This is a genomic window from Photobacterium makurazakiensis (genome assembly GCF_050336715.1).
GTDB lineage: Bacteria > Pseudomonadota > Gammaproteobacteria > Enterobacterales > Vibrionaceae > Photobacterium > Photobacterium makurazakiensis.
The window spans coordinates 1-16799 of record NZ_JAKJSJ010000095.1 but is presented as its reverse complement, the minus strand read 5'-3'; the positions used below and the strand labels follow the sequence as shown (position 1 = coordinate 16799).

12 protein-coding genes are annotated in these 16799 nt (G+C 42.5%); 7 read left to right on the top strand and 5 right to left on the bottom strand.

Annotated features, from left to right (window positions below; all coding sequences use genetic code 11):
- A partial coding sequence (locus L4D09_RS27270; protein WP_428460683.1) for a PAS domain-containing hybrid sensor histidine kinase/response regulator occupies nucleotides 1–2108 on the top strand: 2108 nt, incomplete at its 5' end.
- 125 nt (nucleotides 2109–2233) lie between these two features.
- Here L4D09_RS27270 and L4D09_RS27265 read toward each other — a convergent pair.
- Nucleotides 2234–3277: a GMP reductase gene (locus tag L4D09_RS27265; protein WP_428460682.1), complete on the bottom strand. Its 1044-nt coding sequence runs from the start codon at nucleotides 3275–3277 to the stop codon at nucleotides 2234–2236.
- Between the two features lie 398 nt (nucleotides 3278–3675).
- Entirely contained in the window at nucleotides 3676–5151 is a 1476-nt protein-coding gene (locus L4D09_RS27260; protein ID WP_428460681.1) for a peptide MFS transporter, read from the bottom strand.
- 332 nt (nucleotides 5152–5483) lie between these two features.
- Here L4D09_RS27260 and gshA point away from each other — a divergent pair, with 332 nt between their 5' ends.
- The 6 genes from gshA (at nucleotide 5484) to L4D09_RS27230 (ending at nucleotide 13766) form a co-directional block, all read left to right on the top strand.
- Nucleotides 5484–7055: a glutamate--cysteine ligase gene (gene gshA, locus L4D09_RS27255; protein WP_428460680.1), complete on the top strand. Its 1572-nt coding sequence runs from the start codon at nucleotides 5484–5486 to the stop codon at nucleotides 7053–7055.
- A gap of 12 nt (nucleotides 7056–7067) precedes the next feature.
- A complete protein-coding gene (locus tag L4D09_RS27250) occupies nucleotides 7068–8873 on the top strand; it encodes an ABC transporter ATP-binding protein (RefSeq protein ID WP_428460679.1) in 1806 nt (601 codons plus the stop codon).
- Nucleotides 8866–10683: an ABC transporter ATP-binding protein gene (locus L4D09_RS27245; protein ID WP_428460678.1), complete on the top strand. Its 1818-nt coding sequence runs from the start codon at nucleotides 8866–8868 to the stop codon at nucleotides 10681–10683. The genes L4D09_RS27250 and L4D09_RS27245 overlap by 8 nt, the downstream gene beginning before the upstream one ends.
- Nucleotides 10684–10708: 25 nt before the next feature.
- Nucleotides 10709–12178 carry a glutathione synthase gene (locus tag L4D09_RS27240; RefSeq protein ID WP_428460684.1) on the top strand — a complete coding sequence of 490 codons (1470 nt, stop codon included), beginning with the start codon at nucleotides 10709–10711 and terminating at the stop codon, nucleotides 12176–12178.
- 156 nt (nucleotides 12179–12334) lie between these two features.
- Nucleotides 12335–12877: an RNA polymerase sigma factor SigZ gene (sigZ, locus tag L4D09_RS27235; protein ID WP_428460677.1), complete on the top strand. Its 543-nt coding sequence runs from the start codon at nucleotides 12335–12337 to the stop codon at nucleotides 12875–12877.
- 340 nt (nucleotides 12878–13217) lie between these two features.
- Nucleotides 13218–13766: a hypothetical protein gene (locus tag L4D09_RS27230; RefSeq protein ID WP_428460676.1), complete on the top strand. Its 549-nt coding sequence runs from the start codon at nucleotides 13218–13220 to the stop codon at nucleotides 13764–13766.
- 92 nt (nucleotides 13767–13858) lie between these two features.
- Here L4D09_RS27230 and L4D09_RS27225 read toward each other — a convergent pair whose 3' ends face one another.
- The 3 genes from L4D09_RS27225 to L4D09_RS27215 all read right to left on the bottom strand — a co-directional run.
- The gene (locus L4D09_RS27225; protein WP_428460675.1) at nucleotides 13859–15226 is read right to left on the bottom strand and encodes an MATE family efflux transporter; all 1368 of its coding nucleotides are present in this window, start codon (nucleotides 15224–15226) and stop codon (nucleotides 13859–13861) included.
- A gap of 110 nt (nucleotides 15227–15336) precedes the next feature.
- A complete protein-coding gene (locus L4D09_RS27220) occupies nucleotides 15337–16176 on the bottom strand; it encodes a helix-turn-helix domain-containing protein (RefSeq protein WP_428460674.1) in 840 nt (279 codons plus the stop codon).
- Nucleotides 16177–16377: 201 nt separating this feature from the next.
- Nucleotides 16378–16799: IMP dehydrogenase (locus L4D09_RS27215; protein WP_428460673.1), on the bottom strand; the 422-nt coding region annotated here is incomplete at its 5' end.

Sequence of the window (16799 nt, the reverse complement as noted above, 5' to 3'; positions counted from 1 at the left end):
ATAATAGATATCCAAAGTATATTAACCCTATTGAAAGTAAATTTATAAAACTAGCAAATAATATCAGGTTAGAATCTTTGTTGTTTTCTCAAAGGTTAGACACAATACTAAGCGCAAAAGTGTCACTTGATTTTTCAACAACTGTAATAGATGACTTAAGTAGAGATGCCTTAACAAAACTAGATGATAATAATAAAAAGCTAGCCATTTATGATTACCTAGCTAAGAAAATTGATAGTGATGAATTAATAGATATTGTTGATGGTGACGTAAATGTTCAACCGATTATAAGTTATGTGTCTCTGAAGTCGCGGGTTGAAATGATTATCGAAAAYGAAGAAATCGCCCTTGTTGAAAGTGGTATTCATGAATCGATTAATAAGATGAATAATTTCCTTGTCGAGTGTTCATCTAAGGCATTTATCAATATCATTTCGTCATCAGGTTTACTCTTCATCGCGTTGATTGCATATTTGTATTGGCGACAATGGAGTCATCAATATCATGAAAATGCGCTTAATCGAGAGCTGTTAGAGAAGGAGCGTGAACGGTCACACCTTTCTTTGGTTGTAGAGCATGCTAGTGACGCGATTCTTATAACAGATAAAAACGGATTCATTCAATGGGCAAATCATGCCTTTGAGAGGCTATCTGGGTTTACGATGAATGAAGTCGAAGGTAGCCAATTTGGTGGGCTATTACAAGGGAAAGAGACCTCTCGAGAGGAAGTTCGCCGTATTTCTTCCGAGTTGAAATCAGGGTTGGTCATAAAGTCTGAATTAGTTAATTATCATAAAGATGGTTCTCAATATTGGATCGAGATGGTGATTACCCCTATCAAAGATAGTAACGATGAAATAGAACAATTTATCGTTGTAGAAAGGAATACGAGTCAAAGAAAAAAGTTAGAGCAGAGCTTAGAGCAAGCGGTGATGACTGCTGATGCATCTAACCAAGCAAAATCGACCTTTCTTGCTACGATGAGTCATGAGCTGAGAACACCTTTAAACGGTATTCTTGGTATGGCTCAAATACTTGAAAGTTCATCTATCGATAAACAGCAAGCAGAGCACATATCAATATTAATAGAATCTGGTAACCATTTACTATCGCTTCTTAATGATATATTGGATATATCTAAAATTGAAGAGGGAATGTTAGAACTTGAGTCGGTTGACTTTACCATAGAAGGTATCTGTCGGCCTATTATGAGTACCTATGATGCTTTATGTAATGAAAAGGGTATTGAATTTATATTAAATAACCGACTTCCCGCAGGGAAATATTATAGTGGAGATAAGTCTAGAATTAGGCAGTTAATATTCAACCTTTTAAGTAATGCGGTTAAATTCACCTCGCAAGGTTCAGTCAGTATTTCCTTCACAACTGACAATGTAGTGAAAAATGGTTGTGAATCGTTATTGATTATTGTTGAAGATACTGGCGTTGGTATTTCTCCCGAGCGTACTGAGGCAATATTTGATCCATTTGTTCAGGCTGAGTCATCCACAACACGAAAATTTGGTGGTACTGGTTTGGGATTAGCGATAGTTAAACAACTTACAAACCTCATGGAGGGTGATATAGCCATCGAGAGTAAAGAAGGAATAGGGACTAAATTTATAGTAACTATCTTTCTTAAACCGGGAGAAAAAACTGAAAGTGAAAACAGACCAGTTATCTCGCTTGATACGCATGCGCTTTCTAACTCTCTGAAGATTTTAATTGTCGAAGACAACAATATTAATGCGCTTGTCGCAAAAACGTTTTGCAAAAAACAGGGGCATAGCGTTGATTTAGCCGTGAATGGACAAGTTGCTATTGAGAAAGTGAAAGAGGGTGAGTTTGATTTGATTTTGATGGATAACCATATGCCTGTAATGGATGGTATTGAGGCTACAAGAATAATAAAACAGGAGTTAAATGATAAAGTTGTTATCTTTGGCTGTACTGCTGATGTGTTAAAAGAATCGCATGAGAAGTTTATTGGCGCAGGGGCTAGCTATGTACTAACAAAACCATTGAAAAAAGAAAGCTTTGTTGATGCACTTGAAAGAAACCGTGAACTATTAACGACCTCAAACTGTGTTATCGAAGAGAATGCTTAGTAGCCATACCGTGTTTAACTAAAAAGAACCGTGGTACTTTTTAAATTATTCTTAAGTATGGCTACTTTTATTCAGCGCAGCATTATCGCTATACGGTACATTTCAGTACGAAAGCGAATACCAATTTATTCTTTACCGAATACATTGTTTTCTTGCTCTTGTACGCGGATGAACGTAGTACGCTTAGTTAGCTCTTTCAGCTGAGCAGCACCGACGTAAGTACAGGTTGAGCGCACGCCACCCATGATATCTTGAATAGTGTTCTCAACCGGGCCACGGTAAGGAAGAAGCACTGTTTTACCTTCTGCTGCGCGGTATTTAGCAACGCCACCAGAGTGCTTGTCCATCGCGCTTTGCGAAGACATGCCGTAGAACTTCATGAATGTTTTGCCATCTTGCTCGATAACTTCACCGTTACTTTCTTCGTGACCAGCTAGCATACCGCCAAGCATTACGAAGTCAGCACCGCCACCGAATGCTTTAGCCACGTCACCGGCACATGAACAACCGCCGTCACCGATGATACGACCGCCCAGGCCGTGTGCAGCGTCTGCACATTCGATGATAGCTGAAAGTTGAGGGTAACCAACGCCAGTTTTAACGCGAGTTGTACAAACAGAGCCAGGGCCGATACCGACTTTAACGATATCAGCACCCGCAAGGATAAGCTCTTCAACCATGTCGCCAGTAACAACGTTACCTGCGCTAATCACTTTGTCTGGGAACTCAGCACGTACTTTTTGTACGTATTGAACAAGGTGCTCAGAGTAGCCATTCGCGATATCGATACAGATAAAGATAAGGTCGTCAGACAGTGCCATCACATCTTTAGTTTTCTGGAAGTCAGCCTCAGACGTACCAGTAGAAACCATTGCGTTGTTCAGCACGCTAGCTTCGTTGTTCTTAACGAATTCAGCCCAGTCAGCCACTGTGTAGTGTTTGTGAACAGCCGTCATCACACCGTGCTTAGCCAGGGAGGCCGTCATTTCGAAGCTACCAACAGAATCCATGTTAGCCGCAATAATAGGTACGCCAGACCATTGACGGCCGCTGTGCTTGAATGTAAAATCGCGGGTTAATTCAACTTGAGAGCGACTTTTTAGGGTTGAACGTTTTGGACGAAACAGTACATCTTTAAAACCTAGCTTCAAGTCTTGTTCGATACGCATTGGTAATTCCTTAAATCTTATCGAATATTGCCTCATGGAAGGTAGCTGTTGGCAGACAGCACACCTAGGTACCATGTAGCAGGCACAAAAAAACCGGAGCGTTGGCAGACGCTCCGGTTTTCAGCATTATAGGCCCAGAAACTTTATTAGCAAGTCTGATAATAAACTTTTTTTTGTGGTATCTTTGAAAAGATTATATGCTGAGAAATGCATTAAACGCCTAAAAATTCCTCGCTTTATCTGTATCTGTACAAATGCCACCCAGCCAGATCTATCACTCTTTATAATGCCTTCAAAATGATCCAGTAGTGGTGCTTTTTATTTGTATTTCAGTCCTAAAAAACAAAAAGCCTCCGCAGTCTAGGAGGCTTTAGTTTGAGGGAGAGCAGAGTGAAAGGTTAACTTTCTGCTTCTGATAACACTAATTCTTGTGAGTTTTTGCTGGCTTTCAGCATTTTCGTTATTACACGCGAAGCAAGTAGCGCAACTACGACCATTACAACAGCTAGAGTAGTTAGCGTACTGAAGTAGTCACCATAAACGCTCTGTACAATTTCTTGTGTAATTTCTTGGCCTTTTTCTAAAGCGATCGACGTCGAGAACACTGCACCGACAATGCCACTCAATGCAATTGCAACCGAGAATAAGCTGACAGAGAAGTTTTCAATGTGTTTAGGTGCGACTGAAAGAATAAAGGCCACTACCATACTACCAACGATTACTTCAGCTAATGCTTGGAAGAAGTGAATTGCTAGGAACACCTCAGGACGAATAATTACATCAGGTCCAATAGACATTACAGCGACGGTTAAAATACCGAATGCAATTGCAGTCAGGATAAAAGCAAACCCGACTTTGGTTGCTGTCGAAAAGTTGATGTTACGCTTTTCAAGAGATGAAAAGGTCATTGCGATTAGCGGGCCACCGACAATACACCACAGCGGGTTCATTGCCATTGATGCTTCTGGAGCAATAGGAATAAATCCGAATAGATCGCCGCGCATGGTATTAATTGTCACCATAGTCATGGATGTCATCATTTGCCCGTAGTAAACAAAGAAAGCCGTTGTAAGCGCTGTCATGATCAGGATTGTGCCCATTTTCAATGCGTCTGATTTATTGGCTTTTAACATCAAAGAAATAAAGTACGCGATGGCAGCAGCGCCAATGGCATAAACAATATTTTGACCAATGTCCATATTCGAGAACATGAAGAAGACTAAGCCGATCATCGAAATCGAAATACCGATAAAAGCGAGCCAGTTTTTTGCGCTAACAGGTTGTTGATCGATCTCTGCTGCAACAGTGACTAGCTGTTTACGTGAAACAACCAGAATAATAAACGCAATAAATGCCATCCCTGCTGATAATGAAAAACTGCCATTGAAGCCGAGTACAAGCACAAACATTGGAAACAAATATTGACCTAGAAATGCCCCGATATTATTCACGGAATAGTTAACTGGGTAACCATTCTCAAAATCTTCTTCGGTCGCAAAGGTACGTTTATAAAGGCTAGGGTAGGACGGTGACATCAACCCTCGTGAGTAACTGGCTAAAGCTATACCAACGAGGCTCATTGGCACGTTAAGTGTTGATGCGCCTAAAACAAGTAACGCATAGCCAACTGCGAATCCGCAGTAACTAATGGTTAAAGAGCGGTAAGCCCCTAAGAACTTATCAGCTATAAAGCCGCCAGCAATAGCAAATAGTGGGCCGATAGATGAAAATGCACCCACAACCATCATCGTATCAGCTTCGCTGTAATTTAAGTTTTCTAAGAAAAAGCGGGTTAAAATTACCATCACGCCGTAAAAAGATAAGCCAAACATCATTTGGCAAACCATCATCGACTTGTTCAGTTTATTCCACATAACTACATCTCTTTGTTAATGGATAATATGAGAAAGGAAAATGTAACAAATTGTAAATTCGTTGCTGATACTATCATTAACATGCAAGAAGAATGCTATTAAATGCGTTTAGAATTGATCAAAAGCACATTACTTTTTCTTATGCTTTGGTGTGACTTTTCTAATGGCGGTTGATTTTTTATTAGAGATCGTAGAGATATCTTCATTAATTTAAATTTTTTTTCGTCTTTTTCTCAACCTCTTCGTCTTATACACATTGGAACAAACATCATTAGCGATGGCGTGAATGTTCACACCATTGTTTTTATGTTGTAGCGCTAAGAAAAGTGAAGATGCAGCAAACAAAAATTAAGCAAGAAGAGACGATGCCTTTACAGAACAGCAGCATAATATCGTCATTGACAGGCATTCTCCGTGGCATTGAACGCGAGTATATTCGTACTTCCTCGCAGGGGAGCCTGTCTCAGCATAGCCACCCAACACAATTAGGAGCTGCGCTTACTCATCCGTATATCACGACCGATTTTGCTGAAGCTCAGCTTGAGCTCGTCACACCTGCGGTAAGCAATAAAGCAGAAACATTTGGCTTTTTAGCGACATTGCACCGCTTTGTTAATGATAATCTACCGGAAGGGGAGCTAATGTGGGCGGGGAGTATGCCACCGGCTTTACCTGACGATGAGGCGATAGCAATTGCATATTATGGCAGTTCGAATGCGGGCCGTATGAAAATGCTATACCGAGAAGGGCTTGCTAATCGCTACGGCAAGCGGATGCAAACAATCTCAGGTATCCACTATAACTTTTCATTGCCTGAAAGCTTTTGGCAAGCACTGCATGTGCATGAACAAAGTACGTTACCTTTAGCTGATTTTATTTCGGAGCGATATTTTCATCTTATTCGTAATGTGATGCGTCATGGTTGGATTATTCCCTATTTGTTCGGTGCTTCACCTGCTGTTGATGCCAGCTATCTAGCTGGTAAGGCACATTCATTGGTAATGCTGGATGAGGAGACCTTATATCTGCCTTGGGCAACATCGTTACGCTTGAGTAATTTGGGTTATACCAACGATGAGCAATCTCGATATCCAATCAGTTATAACAATAAGTCTGAGTACTTAAACGGTTTGTGCCGTATTTTGGCGTTGCCGAGTGAGCGTTATGTGCAGTTTAGTGATGGCCAGCAGCTCAATACATCGATACTGCAACTTGAAAATGAGCTTTATGGCTCTGTGCGCCCCAAAATAGTTAGTAATGAACTCAGGCCGCTCGATGCACTGTGTCGCGATGGTGTGAAATATATCGAGCTTAGAAGTGTTGATAACAACCCGTATTTACCCTTAGGGATCAGTGAGTCACAAAGTGATTTTCTAGATGTGTTTCTTACCTACTGTGCCTTAACACCAAGTCCTGAATTATCAGAGCAAGAGCAACGTCTTATTCAACAACGACAAGAGTTAGTGGCGACGATGGGCAGAAAGCCTGGTATGGCGTTACCGACACTTGAAGGCGAACAAAGTTTAAGTGAGATGGGACAAACACTACTGTCTTCAATGAACGCTGTGGTATCGATGTTTGATCGTGCTTTCGGCTCAGAAGCCTACAAGCAGAGCATTGAGTCAGAAAGGGCCAAATTTATCGATAGCGAACTTACACCTTCAGCACGGCTCTTGGCTGATATGCGAACTCAGCAATTGAGTTATCGCGAACATATCTTGAATTTGTCACGTGAACATATGACTTACCACAAAGCCGAGGCGATAGACGTTGACTACAATGCTCACCTGACTGAGATTACGAATGATTCGTTATTATCACAACGAGAATTAGAAGCACAGGCTGAAATTAGTTTTGACGAATTCATCAATGAAAAAAATACCGTGCATTGCGGCTGTAACTAGGTACAAAAATTAATGGATATTCTTTGGAGATTGCGGGGCTACATTAAGATGTTTGCCCACCGTTATATTATTGCGTTTATTGGGCTTCAAATTGTTGCCATTTTAAATCTCGCACCACCTTGGTTGATTGGTCGAATTGTTGATGCCATTAGTTCAGATACCTTGACGCGTGAGTTTTTAGCCCTGCATCTGTTGGGCATTCTGGTGGCGGCGATAGGTATGTATGGCTTGCGCTATGTGTGGCACAGCCAGTTATATGGTGCTTCTGTTGCGATTACTCGTGTGATCCGTCGTGAATTGTTTTGGCAATTTAGTGCACTATCGCCGTCCTTCTATGCTCGACACAGTAGTGGTGATTTGATGGCCCATGCCACTAATGATCTCAATGCTGTTGAACAAGCTGCTGGTGGTGGTGTGATGACCATGGTGGATTCCCTGATTGCTGGTCTTACCGTGATTTTCGGTATGATTTTCGTCGTCAGCGGCCAGCTAACGGCTGTGGCATTGTTGCCGTTTCCATTGTTGGTGTATATCACCCATAAATATGGAACAGCGATGCAAAAAAGGTTTGGTCGTGCCCAAGCCGCTTTCTCGAATTTGAATGAAGAAGCGAGAGAAACGGTGTCAGGTATTCGTGCCGTACGATCGCACGGTATTAACCAGCGTCAGCAGCAACGTTTCGGTCAGACCCTTGATGATACCTTTGAGGCTAACCTATCGGTGGCCAAAATTGACTCATTGTTTGGTCCGACTATCCAGCTAATTTACGGTTCATCGTTTGTGATTGCGATTGCGTATGGTGCTTGGTTGATCAGTAAAGGTGAGATCACAGTTGGCCTGTTTACTAGCTTTACTCTGTATTTAGCACAGTTACTTGGGCCATTTTTGCAGTTTGGTTGGCAGTTCAACATTTTCCAACGTGGGAGTACCTCTTGGCGTCGTTTGGAAAAGCTGTTTGCTGAGAAACCTCAAGTGACTGAAGGGGACACTGAACTATCAAGTGATATACGAGCGGATGTTGAATTTAATATATCTCAGTTTGCTTATCCAAAAACGGATCACAGTGCACTGGAAAATATCGAACTCCAACTTCCTGTTGGTGGTTTAGTTGGTGTTACAGGGCCAACTGGTGGAGGAAAAAGTACGCTGATCAGTTTATTGCTCAGGCAGTACGGGTTTGTTGATACACAGTCGAATATAACGCTGTCTGGTGTGCCAATCGAACAACTTACCTTTCAGTCATTACGTAGCAGAATGGCGTGGGTACCGCAGAAGCCTTTCTTGTTCTCTGGCACCATCGCTGAAAATATTGCGATGGCGAAACCTAACGCTTCTGAGCAAGAGATAAAGCATGTCGCAGAAATGGCCGGAATAAAAGATGAAATTGAAGCCATGGCTGATGGCTTCAAGACCCAGCTTACCGAGAATGGCTCAAATTTGTCAGGTGGTCAGAGGCAGCGTTTAACCTTAGCAAGGGCGTTACTAACCGATGCCGATATTCTTTTACTGGATGACCCATTCAGTGCTCTGGATATGAGAACAGAAGCGAAAGTGCGGCATAACTTAAAAACGCATTATGGTAATAAAACCATGTTGCTAATTACCCAACGCTTACCAAATTTAGTCGATGCTGATCATATTGTGGTGTTAGATCAGGGGAAAATTACCGAGAGAGGAACTCACCGATCACTTATGGACAACCAAGCTTGGTACGCGAAAGTGTATAACCGCCAGAGTCAACTCGGGGCAGCTAGATCTGTATCGGAAGTAATGCCTGCAGCAGTATCAACGGAGGCATTAGGAGAAAGTTATGCGTAATCTTCACAAAAACAACCCGAGCAGTCACTCGCCATTTCGTCGCTTGGTGACTTACTCATTACCTCATAAAGTCCGCTTTATTGCTGCGTTCGCTATGCTGAGTATTGCAATTGCAGCTGAGATGGCAATTCCATGGTTGGTTAAAACTATCTTGGATGACGTGATTGTTCCTCAGCAGTTTGACTGGATTCATTTAGGGATACTGAGTGGGTTAGTGTTTGGCTTCTACGTAATTCAAGCGGTTTTCCAGTACTTTCAAGCGCTGTCATTTCGGCACGGTGCTTTGTTGGTGGTTAACGATGTAAGGAAGGAGCTGTTTGAGCACGTTCTTAATTTTCCTATCCGCACCTTCGATAAGTTGCCATCGGGTAAGTTAGTGTCATATATCACCAACGATACAGAATCGCTACGCGATATGTTTGTTTCGACTATGCCAACGATCATTCAGGGTAGCATGAGGATCATGGGTATATTCATTGCAATTGCACTGCTGGACTGGCGGCTGATGCTACTAAGCTTAGCGTTGATTCCTGTTTTACTACTTACTATGCACCTATATCGCAAGGTTTCGATGCCGATTTTTGATGGCATTCGAGTGCAGGTAAGTAACATCAACAACAATATCAGCGAATCGCTGCAAGGCATGGCGTTGATCCAAGCTTTTCAGCAGGAAAAGGCTTTCCAAGATAAGTTTGAAGAAAGCAATAATAGCTGGTTTAAATTCCGTACCCGTTCTATTGCTACAGATAGCTTGATGCTTGCACCATTTACACGTTTAGTTGGTTCGTTGACTGCTATCGGCATTGTCGCTTGGTTCGGGGGTGCATCATTAAATACGGTGGTGGAAATTGGTACTTTGTATGCCTTTTTGAATTATATCGAGCGTTTCTTTGACCCGTTCCGTCAATTGTCGATGGAGCTGCGTAAACTTCAGGTGGCCACGGTGTCGTCAAAGCGAATTTTCGAATTGCTTGATGATAAAGAGGGACAGGATGATAAGCCTTCGACCTTCGCTGAATTAACCACTCAAAAAGACATTGAGTTCCAAAATGTCAGCCTAACTTATGAAGAAGGCCATACTGCTTTGTCTAACGTGAGCTTTACCGCTGAAGGCGGCAAGTTTACCGCTATTGTTGGACATAGCGGCAGTGGTAAAAGCTCAGTCATTAATCTATTAATGCGATTTTATCAGCACCAACAAGGCGACATCTTAGTGGGGGGAGAGAAAATTCAAGCATTGCCAGAAGCACAGCTGCGTCGATTGTTTGGTTTAGTCTCTCAGGATCCGTATATTTTCAGCGGTTCTATTTCGGAAAATATCGACTTGTCACACCGAGAGCCGGATCAGTCCAAAGCGAGAGATGCAGCTACGCAGGTAAAAGCATCAGCATTTATCGAGCGCTTATCTGGCGGGTATGCACACCAGCCAGGATACGGAGGCTCGTCACTATCGACTGGTGAACGGCAGCTATTGGCGCTAGCGCGAGCGCTTGCACATGATCCTCAAATTTTCCTACTCGATGAGGCGACTGCCAATATCGACAGTGAGACAGAAGAGGCGGTAAAAGCGGCCTTAGCCAATATTCAACACGGGCGCACAGTGATCGCGGTTGCACACCGCCTTTCGACTATACAAAACGCCGATCAAATTCTTGTGATGAGTAAGGGGAAAGTGGTTCAGACTGGCACCCATGATGAGCTAGTTGCTCAACCCGGTGATTACCAAGAATTGTACCTTGCACAGAAAACAGAAGAAGAAAAAGAACATGAAAATTTCAACCTTGGCTTGGCAGCCGCAACAGCTGCTTGATGCTTCATCAACTATAGGCACAATTATGAATTCAGATAAAAAATCTCAAGCATCAGGGTTGCTAGCAAAACAGGTCATTGATGAAGCTTGTGAATGGTCAATCATGCATGGTGTCGCTATAAAAAACAGTAATGGTACGGCAAGACACTGCCCGTTTAGTGTTGCACCAATGTCGATGAAGCGTGAGGTATACCAACACCTTTTGAAAGTGACGCCATTGATCACCAAATTGATCAGCAATGTGTCTGAAGATCATGCTTTCTTGCAGTCATCACTGCAGGAAATGGCGCAGGCCGATCCGTTTTTTGGCCGCTTGATGTCGTTACATCAGCAGGTACATGGTACAGACAGTATTCAACCTGCGGCACGTCAACCGTTGCTACTCATGCGCACCGATTATATGGATGACCGCCAGCAAGGTGCTAAAGTCATCGAGTTTAACGGAATTGCTGCGGGTATGGGGCCATTTGGTCAGCGGGCTACGCAGCTGCACCAATTCATGCAAAATCAATGGCCTGAAACCTATGATCAGTGGGTAGAAGATGCAACCGCGAAACCTGCCGATAATGTTGGCCTTGAGCAGCTGGCTTATGGTACCGCTGACGCTGCACGTAAGATCCAAGCTGAGTTTAATGATAGTGGGCAGCCAACGTTTTTAATGGTGGTTCAAAAGAACGAAGATAATGTTTATGACCAGCATCTGCTTGAGGTTGAGCTTCAGCGTCTCGGGCTGAGAACGGTTAGACGTACTTTCGATCAACTGGCAACTGAGTTGTACAGTGGAGAAGACAATCGCCTAATGCTTAAAGGTATTGGCTCTGTTGATGTGGTTTACCTACGTGCAGGTTATCAATATGAAGATTATTTTGCGCCTGAGTTACAAGAAGAAACCTGTTGTCACACCTTGAGTCAAACACGAGTGTTCATTGAGCAGCATAATGTGGCAGTGAACGCTACGATTAGTCAGCAGTTGGCAACCAGTAAGACGATGCAAATGTTGCTTACCATGATGCCTGTACCAGAGTTCGAACGCTGGGGATTGAATGTTGAAGAGGCTGAACTCGTTAAAAGCGTGCTGGCTGATATGCGCCCTATTAACAAGGAAACGATTAGTTGGTTTGAGGCTGAAGCCAACAAGCAGGAGTGGGTACTGAAAAATCAAGGCGAGGGGGGAGGCCACTGTGTATTTGGTGAAGATATTAGCAACAGATTAGCTAAGCTGAAGCCAGAAGATTATGATGCGTGGGCGCTAATGCAACGTTTATATCCGCATGAACGCGAACGCCCTACCATTGCGGTTCGTGATGGCAAACTCTCTCAAGTTGATGATTTGGTAAGCGAAATTGGCCTGTTCACCGCTTATTTCAATGGTGAACCCGTCACTGAGTTAAATGGCTACGCAGGGTACTTAGTACGCAGTAAACCCGCGAAAGAAAATGAGGGCGGTATTCATAGTGGTAAAGGGATTTTAGATTCAATTACGTTGATTGACTAAACTGTGATTAGTACAAAGCAGTTACTTTAAACTGAGTGACTGATATTGGTTTACATCTATGTCTAGGTTAGCTTGAGTTTGTTACTTGAGCTAACTTGGATATTTTTATTGGTTTAAATAGCTTCCGTTTGTACGTGAAGTGATTAGAGAAAAAACATGAATGTTGAAGTTGTATGGAATGAATACAGTTCGAGTTTGAAAGCGTTTTTGCATTCAAAAGTGTCCGATCATGATGACGTAGACGATCTGCTGCAAGATATCCTGATAAAAACGCATCATAACCTGAATAACTTAAAAGAGCGTAGCAAGGTAAAGTCGTGGTTGTTTCAGATTGCCAACAACTCGATCATCGATTTTTATCGTAAGAAAGCTAGAGCAAAAGATCTGACCGAAGATGATCTTTGGTATAAAGAAGACGATGTGACTATTCATCAGGAGCTTTCAGAATGTGTGGTGCCAATGCTTCAGGCTTTACCAAAAGCAGATGCTGATATGCTAATTGCCATCGAAATCAACGGTCAGTCCCAAAAAGAATATGCAGAAGAGAAAGGCATAAAATATTCGACGTTGAAATCGAGAGTGCAAAAAAGCCGAGAAAAAATGCATGGTCTGTTTCAAGAGTGCTGTGACTTATCACTCGACTCTCACGGTAATGTGATGGGCTATGAAGAAAAAGAGAACAGCTGCGGTAAGTGTTGATTGAAAAACAATGTGAGCGACGCCTATGGTGTCGCTTTATCTCAAAAGAGTACAAGTTAAGTCACGATTCTACTTTGCTACTTGTGGATATAAGTAGCCCCTTTCTTGCATAAATCTCCATACATATCATCCAGCATGTATCACCATACTAGTTTAACCTCACAAAATTAACGTGTTGTTGCATCTTGATTTTGCATACATCGATTTAGCTGCGGTATTATGAGCTGGATAATTTATCAATATTAGATTTATTATTTGGTAAGTGGCTGTATGTGCAGGTATTCATATTGCTATTTACTTTAACTACATAATAATCGCACCATTAGAAAGAGATATTGTTTTGCTAGAATTACTTACAGAAGTATTAGGGTGGACCTCGGTCGCGTTCTACATCTCCATCACTGTGTTTAACAGCATGAAATTTACCCGTTTTGCAGCCTTTGGTTCTGCAGCGAACGATATTATCTGGTCGATTCTAATGGGCTGGTGGCCGAAACTGATTTTAAACCTGTCAGTGGCTGCGATTAATACTTACCGCTACGTAAATGACTTTACGACAGCAGCTAAGGCTGTTGTGAATACGCTTGCCGCTATTATGGCAGCTGCGATCCTATATATTGTATATGTAGCTGTGACTGGCTTCATTGCTGATCCAACACTTCCCGTTGCATTACAATTTATGGATCTTGGCTTAATTGTTGCCGCACTTTATATGACAACGCTGAAAAAATACCGCACATTGATGCTGATCTCTGGCTTCGTTGGTTTGGGCGCATACTTTGGTAATACACAGATGATGATCATCAAGTGTATGGTTATCGGTATCATGTCATACAAGCTTATTGCACCAAGCCAGCAAGAAAAAGTAGAGCCAGTCGCTCAAAACTAAACCTGCTGATTGGAAAAAGCATTAACAGACAAGTGAAAGCCGCACTGTTTAACTTTAACAGTGCGGCTTTTTTTAAGGGCTTAAACATTTAGCTAGGTTTGGTCTGCGGTCGCTGGGTTCGGGTTAGATGTATTCATTTTTTTGAGTAACCGAGTTAGCAGTATGAGACTAATGAAAGCGGTTAGTGTTTCTGCAAATAACGGACTCAGCCATACGCCTGTTTCTGGAAGGAATTTAGGCAATACAAATAATCCAACGATAACGAATAGAAAGCCTCGAAAAATCGAAATAATATTAGCATTAGCGGGGCTACCGATTGATTGGAACATAGTCGCCGTTACCAGGTTTAGCGCCATAAATGGAAATGCCAAGAAATAGAAGGCTAAAGCGCTGGCTGACAGCATAACCAGTTCAGGGTTGTCGACGGTAAAGACACTGGCTATCTGAGTAGAGAATAGCTGAGATGCAATTACTGCGATAACCCCTGTAATAACGGCAAACTTTAGGCCAATAAATAACGTTTCTCGTACTCGCTCAGTTGCTTCAGCACCGTGGTTAAAGCTAATAATAGGCTGACAAGCTTGTCCAACACCAACCAAAATAAACATCACGAAAATCCCTACATTCATAACAATACTGAATGCATTCAGGTATAGCTCTCCACCAAGATCAAGCAGCACAATGTTGTAAATGAGCGTTGTCGCAGCCATTGAAGACTCGATAAAAAAGATAGGTAACCCAATAGATAATATCTTCGGTGCTTTGTTCAGCCCGCTCCCTTTAAGGGATAAGCGTAACCTGCTGCGAGGAGTGATAAAGTGGGTTAGTAAAAATAGCAGCATCAGAGACTGTGCAATACCTGTCGCATAGGCTGCCCCTTTAATCCCCCAACCAAAGTGGAAAATGAAAAAGTAGTCTAGGACAAGGTTAAGCAAGGCACTGCCTGCCATGGCATACATAGCTAGCTTAGGGTTGCCATCGTTACGAATAAAGCATGAGAGAACCCAACCAAGCGCATATATAATGAAAAATTGCAGCATAATGCCCAGAAAGTCACTTGTCAGCTCTGCAATATTTCCTTGGGCCCCCATTAAGGCAAGGATATCGTCAAGCCAATAAAGGCCTGCGAATGACAAGCTACCCGCAAGAAGCAAAGTGAGTAGTAAAGATTGGACGAACAGTGTTTGTCCTTCTTGAAAGCGGCCTTTACCAAATTGGATCGCCATCATGGCTGAGCCACCAATACCTAACATCATGGCTATTGCAGTAAAGAATGAGAAAAAAGGGATAGTTAGTGCAACTGCGCCTAAGCCGTCAGGGCCTGTACCTCGACCAATCATGATGGTATCACCCATAATAAAGAGCGATTTGATCACAAGTCCTGTAATTGCAGGTAATAGGTAATGTTTAAAGCACCGTTTTATCGGCGTGTAGTGCAGATCGATATTACTTGTTGCCATGTTTAACTCCACCGTAGCGCTAGTAAAGCGGCGGCATAATTATTCGTTAGGTGGGTATTATCTGGTAACAACAAGCATGAAGAAATGGATTAAATGGTGGATCTATAGGACTATTTGAACACCCTAGCACGAAAATCAAGCGGTGATTCATTGGCGACTTTTCTAAAAAATCGGCAGAAGTAAGCAACATCATCATAGCCTAGGTCATGTGCTATTTGTTTTACGGTGTTAGTGGTGAAAGCGAGTTCTCGCCTTGCTTCTAAAATAATACGTTCATGGAGTAGCTTTGAGATAGTTTTACCAGAATGCTGGCGTGCAATTTCATTCGCTCGCTTATTTGAAATAGCGAGTTGCTGGGCGTAGAAGTCCGTTTTCTTTTCTGTGCGATAGTGGTTATCGATTAAAATATATAAGCGGTACATGCGCTGCTGTATCAATGATTTACTCTGCAAATCATCCGGTGTGAAGCGAAGAGAGTACTGCAGCATACCATTGAGCATTGCACCGATTAGGTCCCAGTTTATGGTTGACTCTAGACGACCCAACTCCTGAGTCATGATTTTTAGCATGTTTTTGAAATCGTCTGATGCGTATTGGTCGAGCTTAATATATGGAGCCGATGTTTTGTTATAAAAAGTTTGATCGATAGACAGCTGTCCGCGATAACTTTGCTCGATGAAATCTGGTTGGAAAATGATGATGCAAACACGACCATTCGTTTTGGTATGGCTGTGAACTTGACCAAGTGAGACAAAATAGATATCGCCTTCATTCAATGGGTATTGCACGAAGTCGATGCTATGGCTTCCAGTCCCTTCTAGCGCCCACACAATTTCATAATACTCATGACGGTGGGGGAGGCTATAAGAAGAAGTATCGTTACTCTCAATGAAGTCGACACCAAGAGGGCTTCCTTTGGGTAATTGTTTTAAGGGAATATGGTCTGACATTGAGAGCCTATGATCTGTGTTTTTAACGTCATTATACGTGTTAGGTTTAAGTGATTGTATTTTTTATGAACTTAAACGAAAAAGGCCACCCGAAGGTAGCCTTTAATAATTCTTAGTGAGTAAGCAGCTTAGCGCTTACTCTTTATCGAATACCAATTTATTCTTTTCCGAATACCAGTTTATTCTTTTCCGAATACCAGTTTATTCTTTACCGAATACGTTGTTTTCTTGCTCTTGTACGCGGATGAACGTAGTACGCTTAGTCAGCTCTTTCAGCTGAGCTGCACCAACGTAAGTACAAGTAGAGCGCACACCACCCATGATATCTTGGATAGTGTTCTCAACCGGGCCACGGTAAGGTAGAAGAACGGTTTTACCTTCTGCAGCGCGGTATTTAGCAACGCCACCAGAGTGCTTGTCCATCGCGCTTTGCGAAGACATGCCGTAGAACTTCATGAATGTTTTGCCATCTTGCTCGATAACTTCACCGTTACTTTCTTCGTGACCAGCTAGCATACCGCCAAGCATTACGAAGTCAGCACCGCCACCGAATGCTTTAGCCACGTCACCGGCACATGAACAACCGCCGTCACCGATGATACGACCGCCCAGGCCGTGTGCAG

What these genes read in the sequence shown, in the direction of transcription:
- gshA (WP_428460680.1), top strand. Translation starts at nt 5,484, where the DNA reads ATGCAGCAAACAAAAATTAAGCAAGAAGAGACGATGCCTTTACAGAAC.
- L4D09_RS27220 (WP_428460674.1), bottom strand. Translation starts at nt 16,176, where the DNA reads ATGTCAGACCATATTCCCTTAAAACAATTACCCAAAGGAAGCCCTCTT.
- L4D09_RS27240 (WP_428460684.1), top strand. Translation starts at nt 10,709, where the DNA reads ATGAATTCAGATAAAAAATCTCAAGCATCAGGGTTGCTAGCAAAACAG.
- L4D09_RS27250 (WP_428460679.1), top strand. Translation starts at nt 7,068, where the DNA reads ATGGATATTCTTTGGAGATTGCGGGGCTACATTAAGATGTTTGCCCAC.
- L4D09_RS27265 (WP_428460682.1), bottom strand. Translation starts at nt 3,277, where the DNA reads ATGCGTATCGAACAAGACTTGAAGCTAGGTTTTAAAGATGTACTGTTT.
- sigZ (WP_428460677.1), top strand. Translation starts at nt 12,335, where the DNA reads ATGAATGTTGAAGTTGTATGGAATGAATACAGTTCGAGTTTGAAAGCG.
- L4D09_RS27225 (WP_428460675.1), bottom strand. Translation starts at nt 15,226, where the DNA reads ATGGCAACAAGTAATATCGATCTGCACTACACGCCGATAAAACGGTGC.
- L4D09_RS27260 (WP_428460681.1), bottom strand. Translation starts at nt 5,151, where the DNA reads ATGTGGAATAAACTGAACAAGTCGATGATGGTTTGCCAAATGATGTTT.
- L4D09_RS27245 (WP_428460678.1), top strand. Translation starts at nt 8,866, where the DNA reads ATGCGTAATCTTCACAAAAACAACCCGAGCAGTCACTCGCCATTTCGT.